The sequence below is a fragment of the Synechococcus sp. GEYO genome, assembly GCF_900473955.1.
Taxonomy (GTDB): Bacteria; Cyanobacteriota; Cyanobacteriia; order PCC-6307; family Cyanobiaceae; genus Synechococcus_C.
Window position 1 is genome coordinate 194,428 of the sequence record NZ_UCNL01000007.1, and the last position, 15,753, is coordinate 210,180.

16 protein-coding genes are annotated in these 15,753 nt (G+C 59.4%); 12 read left to right on the top strand and 4 right to left on the bottom strand.

Features of this window, described 5'->3' with window-relative positions; translation table 11 throughout:
• Nucleotides 1–10 precede the first annotated feature (10 nt).
• Nucleotides 11–859 (top strand): nucleoside triphosphate pyrophosphohydrolase, encoded by an 849-nt coding sequence (gene mazG, locus DXY37_RS06005; protein ID WP_115125802.1) that lies wholly within the window; start codon nucleotides 11–13, stop codon nucleotides 857–859.
• A gap of 14 nt (nucleotides 860–873) precedes the next feature.
• Here mazG and DXY37_RS13290 read toward each other — a convergent pair whose 3' ends face one another.
• Together DXY37_RS13290 and arfB are read right to left on the bottom strand one after the other, a co-directional pair.
• Nucleotides 874–1,050: a hypothetical protein gene (locus tag DXY37_RS13290; protein ID WP_170951803.1), complete on the bottom strand. Its 177-nt coding sequence runs from the start codon at nucleotides 1,048–1,050 to the stop codon at nucleotides 874–876.
• A 65-nt stretch (nucleotides 1,051–1,115) separates the two neighbouring features.
• The gene (gene arfB, locus DXY37_RS06010) at nucleotides 1,116–1,550 is read right to left on the bottom strand and encodes an alternative ribosome rescue aminoacyl-tRNA hydrolase ArfB (protein WP_115125803.1); all 435 of its coding nucleotides are present in this window, start codon (nucleotides 1,548–1,550) and stop codon (nucleotides 1,116–1,118) included.
• Between the two features lie 110 nt (nucleotides 1,551–1,660).
• On the opposite strand from arfB, the gene speE reads away from it, so the two are divergent.
• Both speE and speB read left to right on the top strand, forming a co-directional pair.
• On the top strand, nucleotides 1,661–2,524 hold the full coding sequence (speE, locus tag DXY37_RS06015; RefSeq protein ID WP_115125804.1) for a polyamine aminopropyltransferase: 864 nt from the start codon (nucleotides 1,661–1,663) through the stop codon (nucleotides 2,522–2,524).
• Between the two features lie 44 nt (nucleotides 2,525–2,568).
• A complete protein-coding gene (gene speB, locus DXY37_RS06020; protein ID WP_115126005.1) occupies nucleotides 2,569–3,387 on the top strand; it encodes an agmatinase in 819 nt (272 codons plus the stop codon).
• Here the strand turns inward: speB and DXY37_RS06025 are convergent.
• Both DXY37_RS06025 and DXY37_RS06030 read right to left on the bottom strand, forming a co-directional pair.
• Nucleotides 3,381–3,779: a cyclic nucleotide-binding domain-containing protein gene (locus DXY37_RS06025; protein ID WP_244276910.1), complete on the bottom strand. Its 399-nt coding sequence runs from the start codon at nucleotides 3,777–3,779 to the stop codon at nucleotides 3,381–3,383. The two genes, speB and DXY37_RS06025, sit on opposite strands and share 7 nt — an antisense overlap.
• 83 nt (nucleotides 3,780–3,862) lie before the next feature.
• The gene (locus DXY37_RS06030) at nucleotides 3,863–4,051 is read right to left on the bottom strand and encodes a hypothetical protein (protein ID WP_231856363.1); all 189 of its coding nucleotides are present in this window, start codon (nucleotides 4,049–4,051) and stop codon (nucleotides 3,863–3,865) included.
• 219 nt (nucleotides 4,052–4,270) lie between these two features.
• Here DXY37_RS06030 and gcvT point away from each other — a divergent pair, with 219 nt between their 5' ends.
• The 9 genes from gcvT to DXY37_RS06075 all read left to right on the top strand — a co-directional run bounded on the left by gcvT (nucleotide 4,271) and on the right by DXY37_RS06075 (nucleotide 15,753).
• On the top strand, nucleotides 4,271–5,374 hold the full coding sequence (gcvT, locus tag DXY37_RS06035; protein WP_115125807.1) for a glycine cleavage system aminomethyltransferase GcvT: 1,104 nt from the start codon (nucleotides 4,271–4,273) through the stop codon (nucleotides 5,372–5,374).
• Between the two features lie 48 nt (nucleotides 5,375–5,422).
• Nucleotides 5,423–7,258, top strand: coding sequence for an aspartate--tRNA ligase (gene aspS / locus DXY37_RS06040; protein ID WP_115125808.1), 1,836 nt, complete (start codon nucleotides 5,423–5,425; stop codon nucleotides 7,256–7,258).
• 80 nt (nucleotides 7,259–7,338) lie between these two features.
• The gene (locus DXY37_RS06045) at nucleotides 7,339–8,469 is read left to right on the top strand and encodes an RNA polymerase sigma factor, RpoD/SigA family (RefSeq protein WP_115125809.1); all 1,131 of its coding nucleotides are present in this window, start codon (nucleotides 7,339–7,341) and stop codon (nucleotides 8,467–8,469) included.
• Nucleotides 8,470–8,498: 29 nt separating this feature from the next.
• The gene (locus DXY37_RS06050; RefSeq protein ID WP_115125810.1) at nucleotides 8,499–8,981 is read left to right on the top strand and encodes a Dps family protein; all 483 of its coding nucleotides are present in this window, start codon (nucleotides 8,499–8,501) and stop codon (nucleotides 8,979–8,981) included.
• A 61-nt stretch (nucleotides 8,982–9,042) separates the two neighbouring features.
• Entirely contained in the window at nucleotides 9,043–10,722 is a 1,680-nt protein-coding gene (locus DXY37_RS06055; RefSeq protein ID WP_115125811.1) for a CTP synthase, read from the top strand.
• 14 nt (nucleotides 10,723–10,736) lie between these two features.
• Nucleotides 10,737–11,342: a 7-carboxy-7-deazaguanine synthase QueE gene (locus tag DXY37_RS06060; RefSeq protein WP_115125812.1), complete on the top strand. Its 606-nt coding sequence runs from the start codon at nucleotides 10,737–10,739 to the stop codon at nucleotides 11,340–11,342.
• Between the two features lie 33 nt (nucleotides 11,343–11,375).
• Nucleotides 11,376–11,990: a M23 family metallopeptidase gene (locus tag DXY37_RS06065; RefSeq protein ID WP_115125813.1), complete on the top strand. Its 615-nt coding sequence runs from the start codon at nucleotides 11,376–11,378 to the stop codon at nucleotides 11,988–11,990.
• 44 nt (nucleotides 11,991–12,034) lie between these two features.
• Entirely contained in the window at nucleotides 12,035–12,781 is a 747-nt protein-coding gene (locus DXY37_RS06070; RefSeq protein ID WP_115125814.1) for a peptidylprolyl isomerase, read from the top strand.
• Nucleotides 12,782–12,831: 50 nt separating this feature from the next.
• Nucleotides 12,832–15,753 carry an ABC transporter transmembrane domain-containing protein gene (locus tag DXY37_RS06075; RefSeq protein ID WP_256377368.1) on the top strand — a complete coding sequence of 974 codons (2,922 nt, stop codon included), beginning with the start codon at nucleotides 12,832–12,834 and terminating at the stop codon, nucleotides 15,751–15,753.

The window sequence follows — 15,753 nt, forward strand, 5'->3', positions numbered from 1 at the left end:
TGCGGTTTCCATGGCCTCAGGCTCCAACGAGTTCCAGCACCAGGAGCCCCTGCGCCGGCTGGAGAACTTGGTGGCACGGTTACGCGATCCCGCAGAAGGCTGCCCCTGGGACCTGGAACAGACCCACCAATCCCTCACCCCCTATGTGCTGGAAGAAGCCCATGAGGTGGCCGATGCAATCCGTCATGGCGATGACCAGCACTTAAAGGAGGAACTCGGCGACCTGCTGCTGCAGGTGGTGCTGCATGCACGCATCGCCGAGGAAGACAACCGTTTCGATCTCAATGCTGTGGCAGCGGGCATCAGCGACAAACTGATCCGTCGCCATCCCCATGTCTTTGCTGACGCCGAAGCCCGCGACAGCGCAGCTGTTCGCATCAGCTGGGAAGCCATCAAGGCTCAGGAAAAAGCTGGGACCAAAGCTGCTGCAATTTCTGCATCTCCCCTCAGCAATCAGCTCGCCAGCAAGGTGCGTGGACAGCCGGCCCTCTCTGGGGCGATGACCATCTCCAGAAAAGCCGCAGAGGCTGGATTCGAATGGGAGGACATCGCCGGCGTCTGGAGCAAGGTGAATGAGGAACTCGAGGAGCTCAAGGACGCCATCTGCTCAGGCGACAAAGCCCATGCACAGGAGGAGCTTGGAGATGTGTTGTTCACCCTGGTGAATGTGGCCCGCTGGTGTGAGATCAGCCCGGAGGAAGGACTGGCAGGAACCAATCAACGCTTCCTGGATCGCTTCTCACGGGTGGAAGCAGCTCTGGACGGTGATCTGGAAGGCCACAGCATCCAAAAACTGGAGGAGCTGTGGCAGCAGGCCAAGCAAGCGATCCGAAGCGAATCTCAGGATCAGGAACGCTGATCAGCTGATCGGCATTAGTCGTGTGCAGCGATAGTGCCTTCCGTTGTGCCCCAGAGGTGGCGCTTGACCTGGTCGGCTTCACGGATATATGCGCGGGCCTGTTCACGGGTTGTGCAACTCCTGGCACCTTCTTCCAGGCGCATCAGGTTGACCAGATCAGCTGAGGGATGGTGAGCATGCGATTGATTCATCAATCCACCTCCAAGACAGCTTGTTTAATCACACCTTAACCAAGGAATGCATCTGGCCCAAGGCACTAGTCATCCAGTGAGGGCCTGCCTTGCCGGCGACGTTTGAGTTCGCTGCGCTTGCCTTTGGCATCCAGCCTGCGTTGAACAGCAGAACGCCCCGGTCGTGTGGACCTGCGCTTCGGCGGCGGCGGCTTGAGTCCTTCTCTCAGCAAGTCAGCCAGTCGCGCCATGGCCCTCTGACGGTTCTGCCACTGGGAACGCTCCTCAGCAGCAACCACCCTCAGGCAGTTCCCCTCCAGTCGCGATGCCAATTGCTGCCGTAACCGGGCCTTGCGAAACGGACCCAGGGCCTTGGAACTCTCCAGGTCGAATCTGAGCTCCACCCTCGAATCGGTGGTGTTCACTCCCTGCCCGCCCGGACCCGAGGACCTGGAGAACCGCCACTGCAACTCAGCGGCTGGGATCACCAAACGGTCATTGATCGGCAGATCCTGAATCACGCTCCGACTCCAGCGAGCACTGAAAGTGATCTCGGCAGTCTGGGTCCGTTGCGGGGCAAAGATGAACCAACGCTGTTCTTAGCTGGAGGAAGGAATCCTCCACAACCTTCATGACCAAGGCATCCGCGGCCAATGGCGGCTGGATTGATGAACACCATGAAGGGGTTCGTTATGGCCTCGCAGGACGAGTGCTGGTGGAAGAGCAAAGCGACTTTCAGCGCATCACCGTGATCGAGAGCGAGCGCTACGGCAAAGGGCTACTGCTGGACGGTTGCTGGATGACGGCAGAGCACCAGGAACGGCATTACCACGAATCACTGGTGCATCCAGCTCTTTGCGCTGCCGCGGCCACTGAACGGGTCCTGGTGATCGGCGGTGGCGACGGCGGTACCGCCCGCGAGTGCCTTCGCCATCCAGGCGTCCAACATCTCGACATGGTGGAGATCGATGGCCGGGTGGTAGAACTCAGTCAGAAGCATCTGGCTTCGCTGGGTGGAGGCTGCTGGCAGGACCCCCGCTTTCACCTCACGGTGGGGGATGGCATTGCCTGGGCCGCGAACTGCACCGACGCCAGCTACGACGTGGTGATCGTGGATGGTTCCGATCCGGCAGGTCCGGCCGAAGGTTTGTTCAACCGCAGCTTCTTCGAGCACTGCCGGCGCATCCTTAGGCCGGGAGGCGTCTTCGCCACCCAGAGCGAATCACCGGAGGCCTTCCAGCAGGTTCATATCGAGACTGTTCGCCTGCTTAAGGATGTCTTCGGCCATGCCGACCCGCTTTACGGCTGGGTGCCGATGTACCCCAGCGGCTGGTGGAGCTGGACGTTCGCGGCGGTGGACGGCCCCCGCTACCGACACCCCGACCCGGAGCGGGCGGCCAGGATCGCCGCAGCCTGCGAGATCTGGAGCCCACGCTGGCAATCCGGTGCCTTTGAAGCGATGCCTGCCTTCATCGAACGGGAGCTCTTGGCGTGAGCATCCCAAGCCACTCACTGTTTGATCGAGAGGGGGCGATCTACATGGGCGCCAGCCGGGATCCAGACGGCTGCAAGGTGGGCCTGTTCGGCGTGCCCTATGACGGCACGACATCGTTCAGGCCAGGCACCCGTTTCGGACCTGCAGCCGTGCGGGAGGTGAGTACAGGCCTTGAGACCTACTGCCCCCAGCTCGACCTTGACCTCGAAACCATGGCCTACGCCGACCTCGGAGCGGTCGAGATCCCCTTCGGTGCTCCCGAACCGGTGCTGGAGGCCGTTCACAACGCCACGATCCATGTCCAAGACCTACAGCTCAAGCCGTTGATACTGGGCGGAGAACACTCCATCAGCTCCGGAGCTGTCGCCGCAGTCGCCAAGCGGCATCCTGATCTGGCGCTCGTGCAGCTCGATGCCCACGCGGATCTCCGCGATCAATGGCTGGGATCTCGCCACAGCCACGCGTGTGCCATGCGGCGCTGCCTGGACGTTCTGCCCAGCCGGGAGCTGCTGCAAATCGCGATTCGCAGTGGCACCAGGGAAGAGTTCTCCGAACTGCGCAGCAGCAATCGCCTGGTACCCATCGATCAGATGGTCTGCAGGCTGGAAAATTTGCGGGGCCTACCTCTTTATCTCACCGTTGACCTGGACTGGTTTGACCCGGCCGTGATGCCGGGTACAGGGACCCCCGAACCAGGAGGCTTCCTCTGGCGACACTTCGCTGAACTGGTGAGCGAATTACGCCACCACAACCTTGTCGGAGCCGATGTTGTTGAACTGGCTCCTCAACTGGACCGAAGTGGCATCAGCAGCGTTCTGGCAGCCAAGGTGACCCGCAGCCTGCTGCTGCTGATGGCTCAGTAAAAGTGAGCAGCGCCAAGACGCTGCTCCCGCAGTCGTCGGTGCTGACCACTGAGCAGGCTGAGCACGAGTGTGGGATGCCTGTGAATCAGCTCTAAAAAGCTGTTGCGATCCAACCGAAGCACGTGCACCGGGGTGATCGCACGCGCTGTTCGGCTGTGATGTGCGTCATCAACCACCAGATCTTCATAAAAGAAGACCTCTCCGTCGCCATAGCGGAGGCGGTCACGACCACCGGTCGTGAGCTCCACCAGTCCACGCTCAATCGCGTAGAGAGCACTCACCGACTCACCCCGCTCAAACAGGATGCTCCCTGTCGGCAGCAGCAATGGCTCAACATTGCGATGCTCAGCAATCAGCTGAACAGCGGTCGGCATAGGGGTGGGGACCGACAAGGGAAACACGAATCACTATCAGCCTCCTTATTGTTGCGGCCGATTCAAGGGTTGTTGTAATTGAAACAACACACCCAGTTGGGTCACAACACCTGCGCTGGCTCTCCGGACTGACCAAGACCATCCACGGAAGATCCAAGATCCAACTGTCGGTCGCCTCCAACGAGAGGCTGATCAGGAGGAACGAGGCCAGGAAGCACCGGGGCACGAGCCGTCCAGTGATGGCACCAAATCACTCGTGCAAGCTCAACGTGAACCGTCAGATTGCGCAACCTGCACCATCTACCACCCCCACCACCCTGTGCAGGGATGCAGTGCTGGCAGGACTGGCAGGAAGACTTGGACAGAAGGCTATTTGAACGGGGTCATTCAAGCTAAGGACGCTTTGAGTAGCGGTCGATGCTGGAGGCGCAATCTGCGGCTTTGCTTCCACTTCCAACGCAAACCGAAACATCATCCATAGGATCCGCTGTGAACGCCTGATCTCCGTCATGGATCTGCAACGCACGCCTCTCCATGACCTCTGCCGAGAGGCCAAGGGCCGCATGGTTCCTTTCGCTGGCTGGGAAATGCCAGTGCAGTTTTCAGGGCTCATCGCAGAGCACAAAGCCGTGCGTGAAGGCGTGGGGATGTTTGACATCTCCCACATGGGCGTGCTTCGAATCGAAGGCAGTAACCCCAAAGACGCACTCCAAACTCTGGTGCCAACGGACCTGCACCGGATCGGAGTGGGGCAGGCCTGCTACACCGTGCTGCTGAACGACAAAGGCGGCATCCGTGATGACCTGATCGTCTACGACCAGGGGGAAACTGAATCCGGCGACGGCACCGTGCTGGTGGTGATCAATGCCGCCTGCGCAAACAGCGACACGGCCTGGCTGAAACAGCAGCTGGAACCGCTAGGTCTCAGTGTTCAAGATGAAAAGCGAGATGGCGTGCTACTCGCCCTGCAGGGTCCGAAGGCGATCGGAATACTCGAGACACTCAGCGGAGAGTCTCTGCACGAGCTACCCCGCTTTGGCCATCGCCTGCTGCAACTGCAAGGGCTGAGCGACCAGGTGTTCTGCGCCCGAACCGGCTACACGGGAGAAGACGGTGCTGAACTGCTGCTGAGCCGGACAGACGGTCGCAAACTCTGGGCGCAACTGCTGGAACTCGATGTCGAGCCCTGCGGTCTAGGAGCACGAGACACCCTGCGTTTGGAGGCCGCCATGCATCTTTATGGCCAGGACATGACCGCCAGCACCAACCCGTTCGAGACAGGCCTGGGTTGGCTGGTGCACCTCGAAATGCCGCAAGACTTCGTTGGACGACAGGCCCTGGAACAAGTCGCCGCCCAGGGAGCCTCCCAGCGGCTGGTGGGAATGAAGCTGCAGGGACGCGCCATTGCCCGGCACGACTACCCAGTGCTGCACAACGGAGAAAAGGTGGGGGTGGTCACCAGCGGCAGCTGGTCACCCACCCTGGAAGAAGCCATCGCCCTTGCCCTCGTGCCCAAGGAACTGGCCAAAGTCGGCAGCAAACTGGGCGTGGAGATCCGAGGGCAGGTGCAACCGGCCACAGTGGTGAAGCGGCCCTTCTACCGACGTGGATAAAGGGTCCCGGGCTATGGGAAACTCGCCTGTCACAAGCTGATAGTTCCCATGCGCAGCAACGGTTGCGGCGACCTGCGCAAGCAGCACATTGATAAGCAGGTGCAGCTCTGCGGCTGGGTGGATCGACGCCGCGACCACGGCGGTGTGATTTTCGTTGACCTGCGCGACCGCAGCGGCACTGTGCAAATCACCATTGACCCCGACCTGGGCGCTGAGGCTTTTGCTGTGGCCGAACATCTGCGCAGCGAAACCGTTCTACAGGTGAATGGCAAGGTGCGAGCCCGCCCTGCCGAATCTCTCAACGACAAGCTGGCGACCGGTGCTGTGGAGGTGCTGGCCAGCGGGATCAAGGTCTTGAACAGCGTGAAAGGAAACCTCCCTTTCCCCGTTTCGGTGCACGACGAGGAGAACACACGCGAGGAGCTGCGCCTGCGCCACCGCTATCTGGATCTGCGCCGCAAGCGCATGAACGACAACCTGCGCCTGCGCGCCCAGACCATCCAGGCCGCGCGCCGCTTCCTGGAGGAGCAGGGCTTCATTGAGGTGGAGACTCCAGTCCTAACGCGTTCCACGCCGGAAGGCGCCCGTGATTACGTACTGCCCAGCCGCGTGTGTGGCGGCGACTGGTTCGCCCTGCCCCAGTCGCCCCAGCTATTCAAACAGCTGCTGATGGTGGGCGGCATCGAGCGCTATTACCAGGTGGCCCGCTGCTTCCGCGACGAAGACCTGCGCGCCGATCGCCAGCCAGAATTCACCCAGCTGGACATCGAGATGAGCTTCATGGACCAGGAAGAGATCCTGGAGCTGAATGAATCGCTGATCTGCGCCATCTGGAAGACGGTAAAAGGAATCGAGCTGCCGAGACCCTTCCCGCGCATGACCTGGCATGACGCGATGGAGCGCTATGGCACCGACAGGCCCGACACCCGTTACGGCATGGAGCTGGTGACCGTTTCGGACATCGTCAAGGACATGGGCTTCAAGGTGTTCAGCGGTGCGGTGAAGTCCGGCGGCGCGGTGAAGGTGATAGCGGTGCCAGGCGGCAACGACGCCCTTTCCAATGTGCGCATCAAGCCCGGTGGAGATGTGTTCAGTGAGGCCCAGGCCGCTGGAGCTGGTGGCCTGGCCTTCATCCGCGTGCGCGAAGCAGGCGAGATCGACACCATCGGCGCGATTAAAGACAACCTCAGCGAGGAACAAAAGCAGGAGCTGCTCAGTCGCACCGGAGCCCAGCCAGGCACGCTGCTGCTGTTCGGTGCCGGTGACACCGCCACGGTGAACAAAGCCCTCGACCGGGTACGTCAGTATCTGGCCAAGGAGCTGGGCATGGTCCAAGCCGACCGGGACAACAACCAATGGAACTTCCTCTGGGTCGTGGATTTCCCGATGTTCGAGTTCAACAGCGATGAGAATCGTTTTGAGGCTCTGCATCACCCCTTCTGCGCTCCCAACGCCGAAGATCTGGGCAATGACCCATCGGAGTGGGCCAAGACACTGCCGCAAGCCCGCGCTCAGGCCTACGACCTCGTGCTCAACGGACTCGAACTTGGTGGTGGCTCGCTGCGCATCCATGATTCGGCCCTGCAGCGACAGGTGCTGCAGACCGTGGGTCTGCCCCTGGAGGAAGCCCAGGAGCAGTTCGGCTTCCTGATGGACGCTCTTGATGTGGGGGCTCCTCCCCACGGAGGCCTGGCCTTCGGCGTCGACCGGATGGTGATGTTGCTGGCCGGCGAGGAATCAATCCGTGACACGATCGCCTTCCCTAAGACTCAGCAAGCGCGTTGTCTGATGACGAACGCTCCCGGCGGTGTTGCAGATAAGCAGCTTGAGGAGCTGCATGTGGCCAGCACCTGGGTCGAAGAGAACGACGAGGCCGTGAACTAGAACCCGAACAGAAACCAGCGGTTCGGAGCACTGAACCCTCAGAGCATCAACCCTGGAAGGACAGTGAGCCATCCAGGGTCTTGGCCAAACACGCGCGATCGACGGGGCATGCCCCGATCCGCTGGAGCGGTGGCAACGACCTGCTGCGCCTGTATCTGCAGGACATCGGTCGAGTCGACCTGCTCACGAGCGAGGAAGAAGTCACTCTCTCTCGTCTGGTCCAGGCGCGAGAGAAACTGCTGGTGCAGGAGCGGGACCTCAGCAATCGCCATGCCGCAATCCGGATCCTTCTGGATCTGGAGGAATTGCAGCTGCGCGAAGCCAATCAGGTGAGCCATTGGCCCACACGTCAGGAATGGGCACGGGCAGCTGAATTGCCCCTGGAGGAACTCAATCGCCAGCTGAATGAGGGGTACAGCCTCTGGGCAGACGAGGTGGGCCTTGAAGCGAAGGAACTGCAGCGCAGACTTCGTGAAGGCCGCAGGGCCCGCGACCGCATGATTCAGGCCAACCTGCGCCTTGTGGTGGCGGTGGCGAAAAAGTATCAGCAACGGGGCATGGAGCTGCTGGATCTGGTTCAGGAAGGCACGCTGGGCCTTGAGCGAGCGGTTGAGAAGTTCGACCCCACCCGAGGCTTCCGCTTCAGCACCTACGCCTACTGGTGGATCCGACAGGGAATCACCCGGGCCATCGCCACCCAGAGTCGAACAATTCGCCTACCGGTGCATGTCACCGAAAAACTGAACCGCATCAAACGCGTCCAGCAGGAGATCGCCACCGAAAAGGGGCGACTGGCGTCGGTGAGTGATCTGGCCAGGGAACTGGGGCTGAGCGAAGAAACCGTGCGCATGACGCTCATGCGGGTTCCTCGCTCCGTCTCCCTGGAGACCCGCGTGGGCAAGGACCAGGACACCCAGCTGGGAGACCTGCTGGAAGACGGCAGTGCCACTCCTGAGCAGACCCTCACCCGCGACTCCCTCCATGACGACCTGGAGCACTTGCTGGATGAGCTCACACCAAGGGAAGCGGAAGTGATCCGTAGCCGTTTCGGACTCGAGGATGATCACCCGCGCACCCTGGCGGAAATCGGTGAAGCGATGGCGCTGTCGCGAGAAAGGGTTCGCCAGATCGAGACGCGCGCCTTGCTCAAGCTGCGTCAACCACAGCGGCGATCCAAGGTGAAGGACTACATCCTGGGCCTGGATTCCTAACTCCAACAACCGTTATCCAATCCACTCCCATGGCCAGCGCGCCCCAGATCAACATCGGTATCCCTCAAGAACAGCGGGAAGAGATCGCAGCAGGCCTAAGTCGCTTACTGGCTGATACCTATGTGCTGTATGGAAAAACGCATGGATTCCACTGGAATGTGACCGGTCCGATGTTCAACACCCTGCATCTGATGTTCATGGACCAGTACACCGAGCTGTGGAACTCCCTAGACGAGATCGCCGAACGAATCAGGGCTCTCGGCGTAGTGGCTCCCTACGGCGGCTCGACCCTTGCCGGACTGGCCTCCATCAAGGAAGTCACCGAGCAACCTGCCGCCCTCGACATGGTGCGGGAACTGGTGACTGGCCATGAAGCCGTAGCCAGAACCGCTCGCAGCATTTTTCCTCTGGCGGAGGCCGCGAGCGATGAACCCACCGCTGACCTACTGACCCAACGCCTGCAGATTCACGAAAAAACCGCCTGGATGCTCAGGAGCCTGCTGGAGGGCTGACCCTCAGCGAGACCTCAACCCCTTGGTGCGATCGGTACATTGAAGAATCGACCAGGGGTTCATGGCCAAGTTCGTCTTCGTTACCGGTGGTGTCGTCTCCAGCATCGGCAAAGGAATCGTGGCCGCCAGCCTGGGGCGCCTGCTGAAATCACGTGGCTACAGCGTGTCGATCCTGAAGCTGGATCCATACCTGAATGTGGACCCAGGCACGATGAGTCCGTTTCAGCATGGTGAAGTCTTCGTCACTGAAGACGGGGCTGAGACCGACCTCGACCTAGGTCACTACGAACGCTTCACGGATACAGCAATGTCGCGCCTCAACAGCGTGACCACCGGTTCGATCTACCAGTCGGTGATCAATAAGGAACGCCGCGGTGATTACAACGGCGGCACGGTGCAGGTGATTCCCCACATCACCGGTGAGATCCGCGAACGGATCCATCGCGTTGCAGCCAACAGTGGCGCCGATGTGGTGATCACCGAAATCGGCGGCACCGTCGGTGACATCGAATCGCTTCCCTTTCTGGAAGCCATCCGTGAATTCCGGGGCGATGTAGGTCGCCACGACCTGGCCTACATCCACGTGACCCTTCTGCCCTTCATCGGCACCTCTGGAGAACTCAAAACCAAACCCACCCAGCACTCAGTAAAGGAGCTGCGGTCCATCGGCATCCAACCCGATGTGCTGGTCTGCCGAAGCGACCGAGAGATTAACCAGGACCTCAAACGCAAGATCGGCGGCTTCTGCGGGGTTCCTAAACGAGCCGTCATCCCTTCCCTCGATGCCGACAGCATCTATGCCGTGCCGTTGACCCTTGAGGACGAAGGCCTTTGCCGCGAAGTTCTCGATGTTCTGCAACTGGAGGACCATGACAGCGACATGGCGGGCTGGGCCCAACTGGTGCATCAAATGCGCAACCCAGGACCGACCGTCAAGGTGGCGCTGGTGGGCAAGTACGTACAACTCAACGACGCCTACCTCTCGGTTGTCGAAGCTCTTCGCCACGCCTGTCTGGAGCAGAATGCCTCACTGGATTTGCACTGGGTCTGCGCAGAGCAGATTGAAAACGACGGAGCCGAAAGCCTGCTCAAAGGCATGGATGCCGTTGTGGTGCCAGGTGGCTTCGGCAACAGAGGAGTTGACGGCAAAGTGGCCGCCATTCGCTGGGCAAGAGAACAACGAGTGCCGTTCCTGGGTCTTTGCCTCGGCATGCAAACAGCGGTGATCGAATGGGCTCGCAATCAGGCCGGTCTCACCGATGCATCCAGTGCTGAGCTCGATCCAGACACCCAACATGCAGTGATTCACCTGCTTCCAGAGCAGCAGGACGTCGTCGATCTCGGCGGCACCATGCGTCTGGGCGTTTACCCCTGCCGAATTGCAGAAGGCTCGATGGCTGCACGCCTCTACGACGATCAGGTCGTCTACGAGCGCCACCGGCACCGGTATGAGTTCAACAACGCCTACCGCAACCTCTTCCTCGAGTCGGGTTATTGCATCAGCGGCAGCTCACCGGATGGCCGTCTGGTGGAGCTGATCGAATTGCCTGGCCATCCCTTCTTCACGGCTTGCCAGTACCACCCGGAATTCCTATCGCGCCCGGGCAGGCCTCACCCGCTATTCCGCGGTTTGATCGAGGCAGCCCAACAGCGTTTGCCCTCCAGTCCAAGCGAGGCAATACGTCAACAGAGTTCGGCCATCGGCGGCCGCGACTTCCCTGAGGCCAGCCGCAACCCTTGAGCACTGCCGAGTCCATGAACGACCTGCCGTTGGTGGAAACATTCCACTCCTTGCAGGGGGAGGGGCTACACGCAGGTCGCAGCGCTTTTTTCATCCGCCTTGGTGGCTGCAAAGTGGGCTGCAGCTGGTGTGACACCAAGCATTCCTGGTCTGCACACATGCATCCGCAACGAAGCGTCGCCGACCTTGCGCAGGATGCCTTGCAGGCCGCCGAGGCGGGAGCAGCATTCGTGGTGATCACAGGCGGAGAACCACTGCATCACCCACTCGAACCGCTCACCAGCGCCATCCGCAGCAGTTGTTCACTTCCCATTCACCTCGAAACCAGCGGCGTGGATCCCCTCAGCGGCAGCCCCGACTGGATCACGCTTTCGCCGAAACGACACAATCCACCCAGACAGGATCTGCTCAGCTGCTGCCATGAACTGAAGGTGGTGGTTCATCAAGCTGAAGATCTGCTGTTCGCCGATGTGGTGGCCGCTCAAGCTCCTCAGGCTCACTGGCTCGTGCAACCGGGGTGGGAGAGCCAGGAAGGCCAGGAGCTAGCGGTGACCAAAGCACAGGGAGACGGACGCTGGCGGCTGAGCCTGCAGAACCACAAGTGGCTCGGCGTGCGCTGAATCGATACAACGGCGGAATCGAATCGGTTTGCCATGCAGCGCAACAATCTGCTGCTGATCGCACCCACGGCGATTGGGATCACATGGGCCTTTGTCGGTCTGACACAGAGCATCTGTGCACAACCTCTCCCTCCCGACAAGGTCCCTGAACGCACCGGTGTTTCCAATCTGGCCTTGCTGAGCCAATCCCGCCCAAGACGGCTACCCGATTCGCACCGCCCGTTCCGAAAAGGCGAAACGCTACGTCTGGTGTATCCATTACCTCAAGCTGCCCAGGAGGTTCAGCCCTATGGCTGGCGCTACTCAGAGCATCGCCAACGCTGGCACATGCATGTGGGCCATGACCTGATCGCGCCTGCCTCAACACCCGTGCTTGCCATGCTTTCAGGAAGGGTGCAGCTGGTGCAAGCAATCAACGGCTATGGACTCACGGTGCTGCTCGACCATGGCCGCGGCTGGCAGACCGTTTATGCCCACCTGCAGAGCGCTGACGTTGAAGCCGGTCACTTGGTGCGCGCCGGTGAACCCATCGGTCGTGTGGGGCGCAGCGGCTCCGCCAGCACCGACCATCTGCACGTGGAGCTCAGACGACTGGAAGGACGCCAGGCCTTTGCCCTGGACCTCGGCCCGCTGCTACTGCACTGGTAACGATCACCGAAGAGGAAACGAAAACGCTCGCTAACTTCTGAGACATGGATGATTTCCGGCCGACAGTTCAGGCATCTCTCACAGCTCTGGGTGCCAATACCATCGACTTGCTGCGGCGCAGCGATCTACTCCAGTCACTGGTCCGCCGCCAGTTGATCGAGCAAGCCACAGCAGCATCAACCCCACCAGAAGAGCTGATGCAAAAGGCGCTGATCCACCACTGCCAGCAGGAACAACTCAAAAACGAGAGTGCTCTAAACAGCTGGTTAGAAGAGCGCTGTTTGAGCAGAGATGAATTGCTTCATCAATTGAGCCTGTCTTTCAAGCTTTCCAAGCTGGCCTTAGATCGTTTTGGGATTCAGGCAGAGGCACGATTCCTGCAGCGCAAGGAATCACTCGATCAGGTGACCTACAGCCTTCTACGCGTGCAAGACTCCGGTATGGCTCACGAGCTTTACCTGCGGTTAGAAGCTGGTGAAGCAGACTTCGAAAGCCTGGCAAGAGATCACAGTGAAGGACCTGAAAAGAGCAGCAGTGGCCGAATTGGGCCCGGGAGCCTAATGCGTGCCCACCCCAAGCTTCGCCATCACTTGCGCACGGCAACACCTGGAGTAGTTCTTGAGCCAATGCTGATCGAACAATGGTGGGTTGTCACTCGCTTAGAAGAACGTCACGAGGCAAGCTTCGATGCCGCCATGAATCAACGGATGGCCACTGAGCTGCTTCAAGAATGGCTGAGTAATGAAGCAAAGGAAGTAGTCAAATCCCTCTGCGCGGTAGAAAATAGCTAAGCCGAACCTTCACAACTCTGGAACTCGCACCTTCGAATCAACTAGAAGCACTGCGTGCCAGATTCCGCGAACAGGGAATAGCTCAGCGCTACGAACTTGGCCAACCTCTTTGTGAAAGCCGATTCATACCTGGCCAAGTTCTGCTGATCGACAGTGGTATCGCCCGCTTGCTGGGCGAACAAGACGGACGCTTGAGCACTATGGCCCGCCTTAAGGTTGGTGATTTTGTTGGAGTGGCCTCTTTGCTAAGAGGGGCTCCTTGCGAAGAAGTACGCGCCGCTTCAGAGCTGGTGGCCTACTGCCTGAGCGATGACCAACTGCTGGGGTTAGTCAGGAACGACACCTCCATTGCTACTGCCTGCCGGAATCATGTTTGGGAAGCAGAACTGGCAGCTTTACTTCAAAGCCGACTCGAACGAACACCGAAACAGTCACGCCCACTGAGCAGTTTTCTGAATGAGCTGATGACGATGGCCCGGATGCTGGATGCCTCCGATACCGGTGCCATCAGAACCGCACTGGGGGAGGGACAACGACTGTTCCTCGCCAGCCAACCCATTGCTACAGACACTGTCTCACTTGGAGATGAGCTCTGTGACAGCGAGAGCATTCGTGACTTGGCCGCGGATATTCATGGTTTGCCGGCGCGGTTGATCGCACTGCCGTATGTAGCGATGCAATTGCTGGAAGCTGAACAAGCGCCCGAATTAATGGAGCCCGACCTAGCGGGCAGCAATGAAAAGAACAGATCAGATTTGACCCGCATCGAAATTCCACAGGCTCCATTGCGACCACCTGTCAGCCGGTTCAATCAGAACAGTGATGAGAATCGCGATTTCTTCATTGCCGGTGAAGGAGTTCTGGAAGAGACCCTGGCCTGTTTCCAGATGCTCACCAAGCTGATGAACCTGCCGTTCCGGCGTGATGCGATCGAACGGGTACTCCGAGATCAGCTGCGGCGCGGACAGTCACCCACTCTGAGACTCTGCGGCCAAATTGCTGCTGGACTCGGCCTGCACGTCTCGGGAGCCAAGGTGGCAGCGCGTATGGGCATGCGCCTGCAAACGCCCACCCTGGTGCCCTGGGGGCAAGCCTTTGCGCTGGCAGTACGCAGCGACCAGCGCGGCCTGGTGCTGGCATCACCCAGTCAGGGTTTCGTGGAGCTAGATGCCGATCAGCTGGAGCACTCCTTCCCCGAAGGAATTGATCTGCTGCTGATGGATCGCACAAGCACCACGCCAGAGCAGAAATTCGGACCTGCCTGGTTCTGGCCTGCCTTGAAGCGTTACCGAGGTGTGCTGATTCAAGTGCTGCTGGCCAGTTTCGTAGTTCAGCTCTTCACCCTGGCCAATCCCCTTCTGATCCAGGTGATCATTGACAAGGTGATCAATCAGCGCAGCCTTGACACCCTCCAGGTCTTAGGGATTGCACTGGTAGCCGTCACCCTGTTGGAAGGCGTGCTGGGAAGTCTGAAAACTTACTTGTTCTCAGAGACCACCAACCGCATTGACCAGCGACTCGGCGCCGAGGTAATCGATCATCTACTTCGTCTACCCCTGGGCTATTTCGATCGACGCCCTGTCGGAGAACTGGGCTCACGGATCAGCGAACTCGAGAAGATACGCAACTTCCTCACGGGTCAGGCCCTGACCACCGTGCTTGATGCGGCTTTCTCCGTCATCTACATCGTGGTAATGCTTTTTTACAGCTGGGTGCTGACGCTGATCGCCCTAGCAGTCCTTCCGATTCAGGTAGGCCTCACGTTGCTGGGTGCTCCTCTGTTCCGTCGTCAGTACCGCAAATCGGCCGAAGCCAATGCCTCAACTCAGAGCCACTTGGTTGAAGTGCTGACCGGTATTCAAACGGTGAAGAGCCAGAACGTAGAAATGATCAGCCGCTGGACCTGGCAAGAGCGCTATGGCAAATACATCAATCGAAGTTTCGAGAAGACCATCACAGGCACGGCCCTCAGCCAGACCTCTCAAGTTCTGCAGAAAATCTCTCAGTTGCTGGTGCTCTGGGTAGGTGCCTCGCTTGTGCTGTCAGGGGACCTCACTCTGGGGCAGTTGATCGCCTTCCGAATCATCTCCGGTTACGTGACGCAACCATTATTGCGCCTCTCCTCGATCTGGCAGACGATCCAGGAGCTGAGAGTGAGCTTCGAGCGACTGGCGGATGTGATCGACACTCCTCAGGAGTCGGATGACCAAGACAAAGCAAAGGTTCCGCTACCTCCAATCGATGGTGCAGTGAGCTTTGACAACCTCAGCTTCGCCTTCTCAACTGGGACGGCTCCGGTCCTCAATGATGTATCACTCGAGGTGAAGTCAGGCACATTCGTGGGAATTGTGGGGCAGAGCGGGAGCGGCAAAAGCACGCTCATGAAACTGCTACCTCGTCTCTACTCACCCAATCAAGGCAGGATCCTTATCGATAATTACGACATCGACAAGGTGGAGCTTTATTCACTCCGCCGTCAGATCGGAATCGTTCCCCAGGATCCACTGCTCTTCTCTGGAAGCGTCAACGAAAACATTGCTCTTACGCAACCTGACGCCTCCAGTGAAGAGATCGTGATGGCAGCCAAAGTCGCCTGCGCCCATGACTTCATCATGGAACTGCCCGCTGGCTACAGCACCCCAGTCGGAGAACGAGGTGCCTCCCTAAGCGGTGGGCAACGTCAACGCATCGCCATCGCACGCACCCTATTGGCCAACCCCAAGCTTCTGGTGATGGATGAAGCCACCAGCGCACTCGACTACGAGACTGAACGAAAGGTCTGCGACAACCTGATCCAGACTCTGCATGACTGCACAGTCTTTTTCATCACTCATCGCCTATCCACTGTGCGTCGGGCCGATCTGATTGTTGTGATGCATCAGGGAGCTGTGGTGGAGAAAGGCACACACGACGAGTTAATGAGCCGGCGCGGTCGGTACTACGCGCTTTACCGACAACAGGAGGCCAGCTGA

Bases quoted from the DNA above. Each gene is read 5' to 3' on its own strand.
- mazG (WP_115125802.1), top strand. From the start codon at position 11: ATGGCCTCAGGCTCCAACGAGTTCCAGCACCAGGAGCCCCTGCGCCGG.
- DXY37_RS13290 (WP_170951803.1), bottom strand. From the start codon at position 1,050: ATGAATCAATCGCATGCTCACCATCCCTCAGCTGATCTGGTCAACCTG.
- speE (WP_115125804.1), top strand. From the start codon at position 1,661: ATGACCAAGGCATCCGCGGCCAATGGCGGCTGGATTGATGAACACCAT.
- speB (WP_115126005.1), top strand. From the start codon at position 2,569: ATGGGCGCCAGCCGGGATCCAGACGGCTGCAAGGTGGGCCTGTTCGGC.
- gcvT (WP_115125807.1), top strand. From the start codon at position 4,271: ATGGATCTGCAACGCACGCCTCTCCATGACCTCTGCCGAGAGGCCAAG.
- aspS (WP_115125808.1), top strand. From the start codon at position 5,423: ATGCGCAGCAACGGTTGCGGCGACCTGCGCAAGCAGCACATTGATAAG.
- DXY37_RS06050 (WP_115125810.1), top strand. From the start codon at position 8,499: ATGGCCAGCGCGCCCCAGATCAACATCGGTATCCCTCAAGAACAGCGG.
- DXY37_RS06055 (WP_115125811.1), top strand. From the start codon at position 9,043: ATGGCCAAGTTCGTCTTCGTTACCGGTGGTGTCGTCTCCAGCATCGGC.
- DXY37_RS06060 (WP_115125812.1), top strand. From the start codon at position 10,737: ATGAACGACCTGCCGTTGGTGGAAACATTCCACTCCTTGCAGGGGGAG.
- DXY37_RS06065 (WP_115125813.1), top strand. From the start codon at position 11,376: ATGCAGCGCAACAATCTGCTGCTGATCGCACCCACGGCGATTGGGATC.
- DXY37_RS06070 (WP_115125814.1), top strand. From the start codon at position 12,035: ATGGATGATTTCCGGCCGACAGTTCAGGCATCTCTCACAGCTCTGGGT.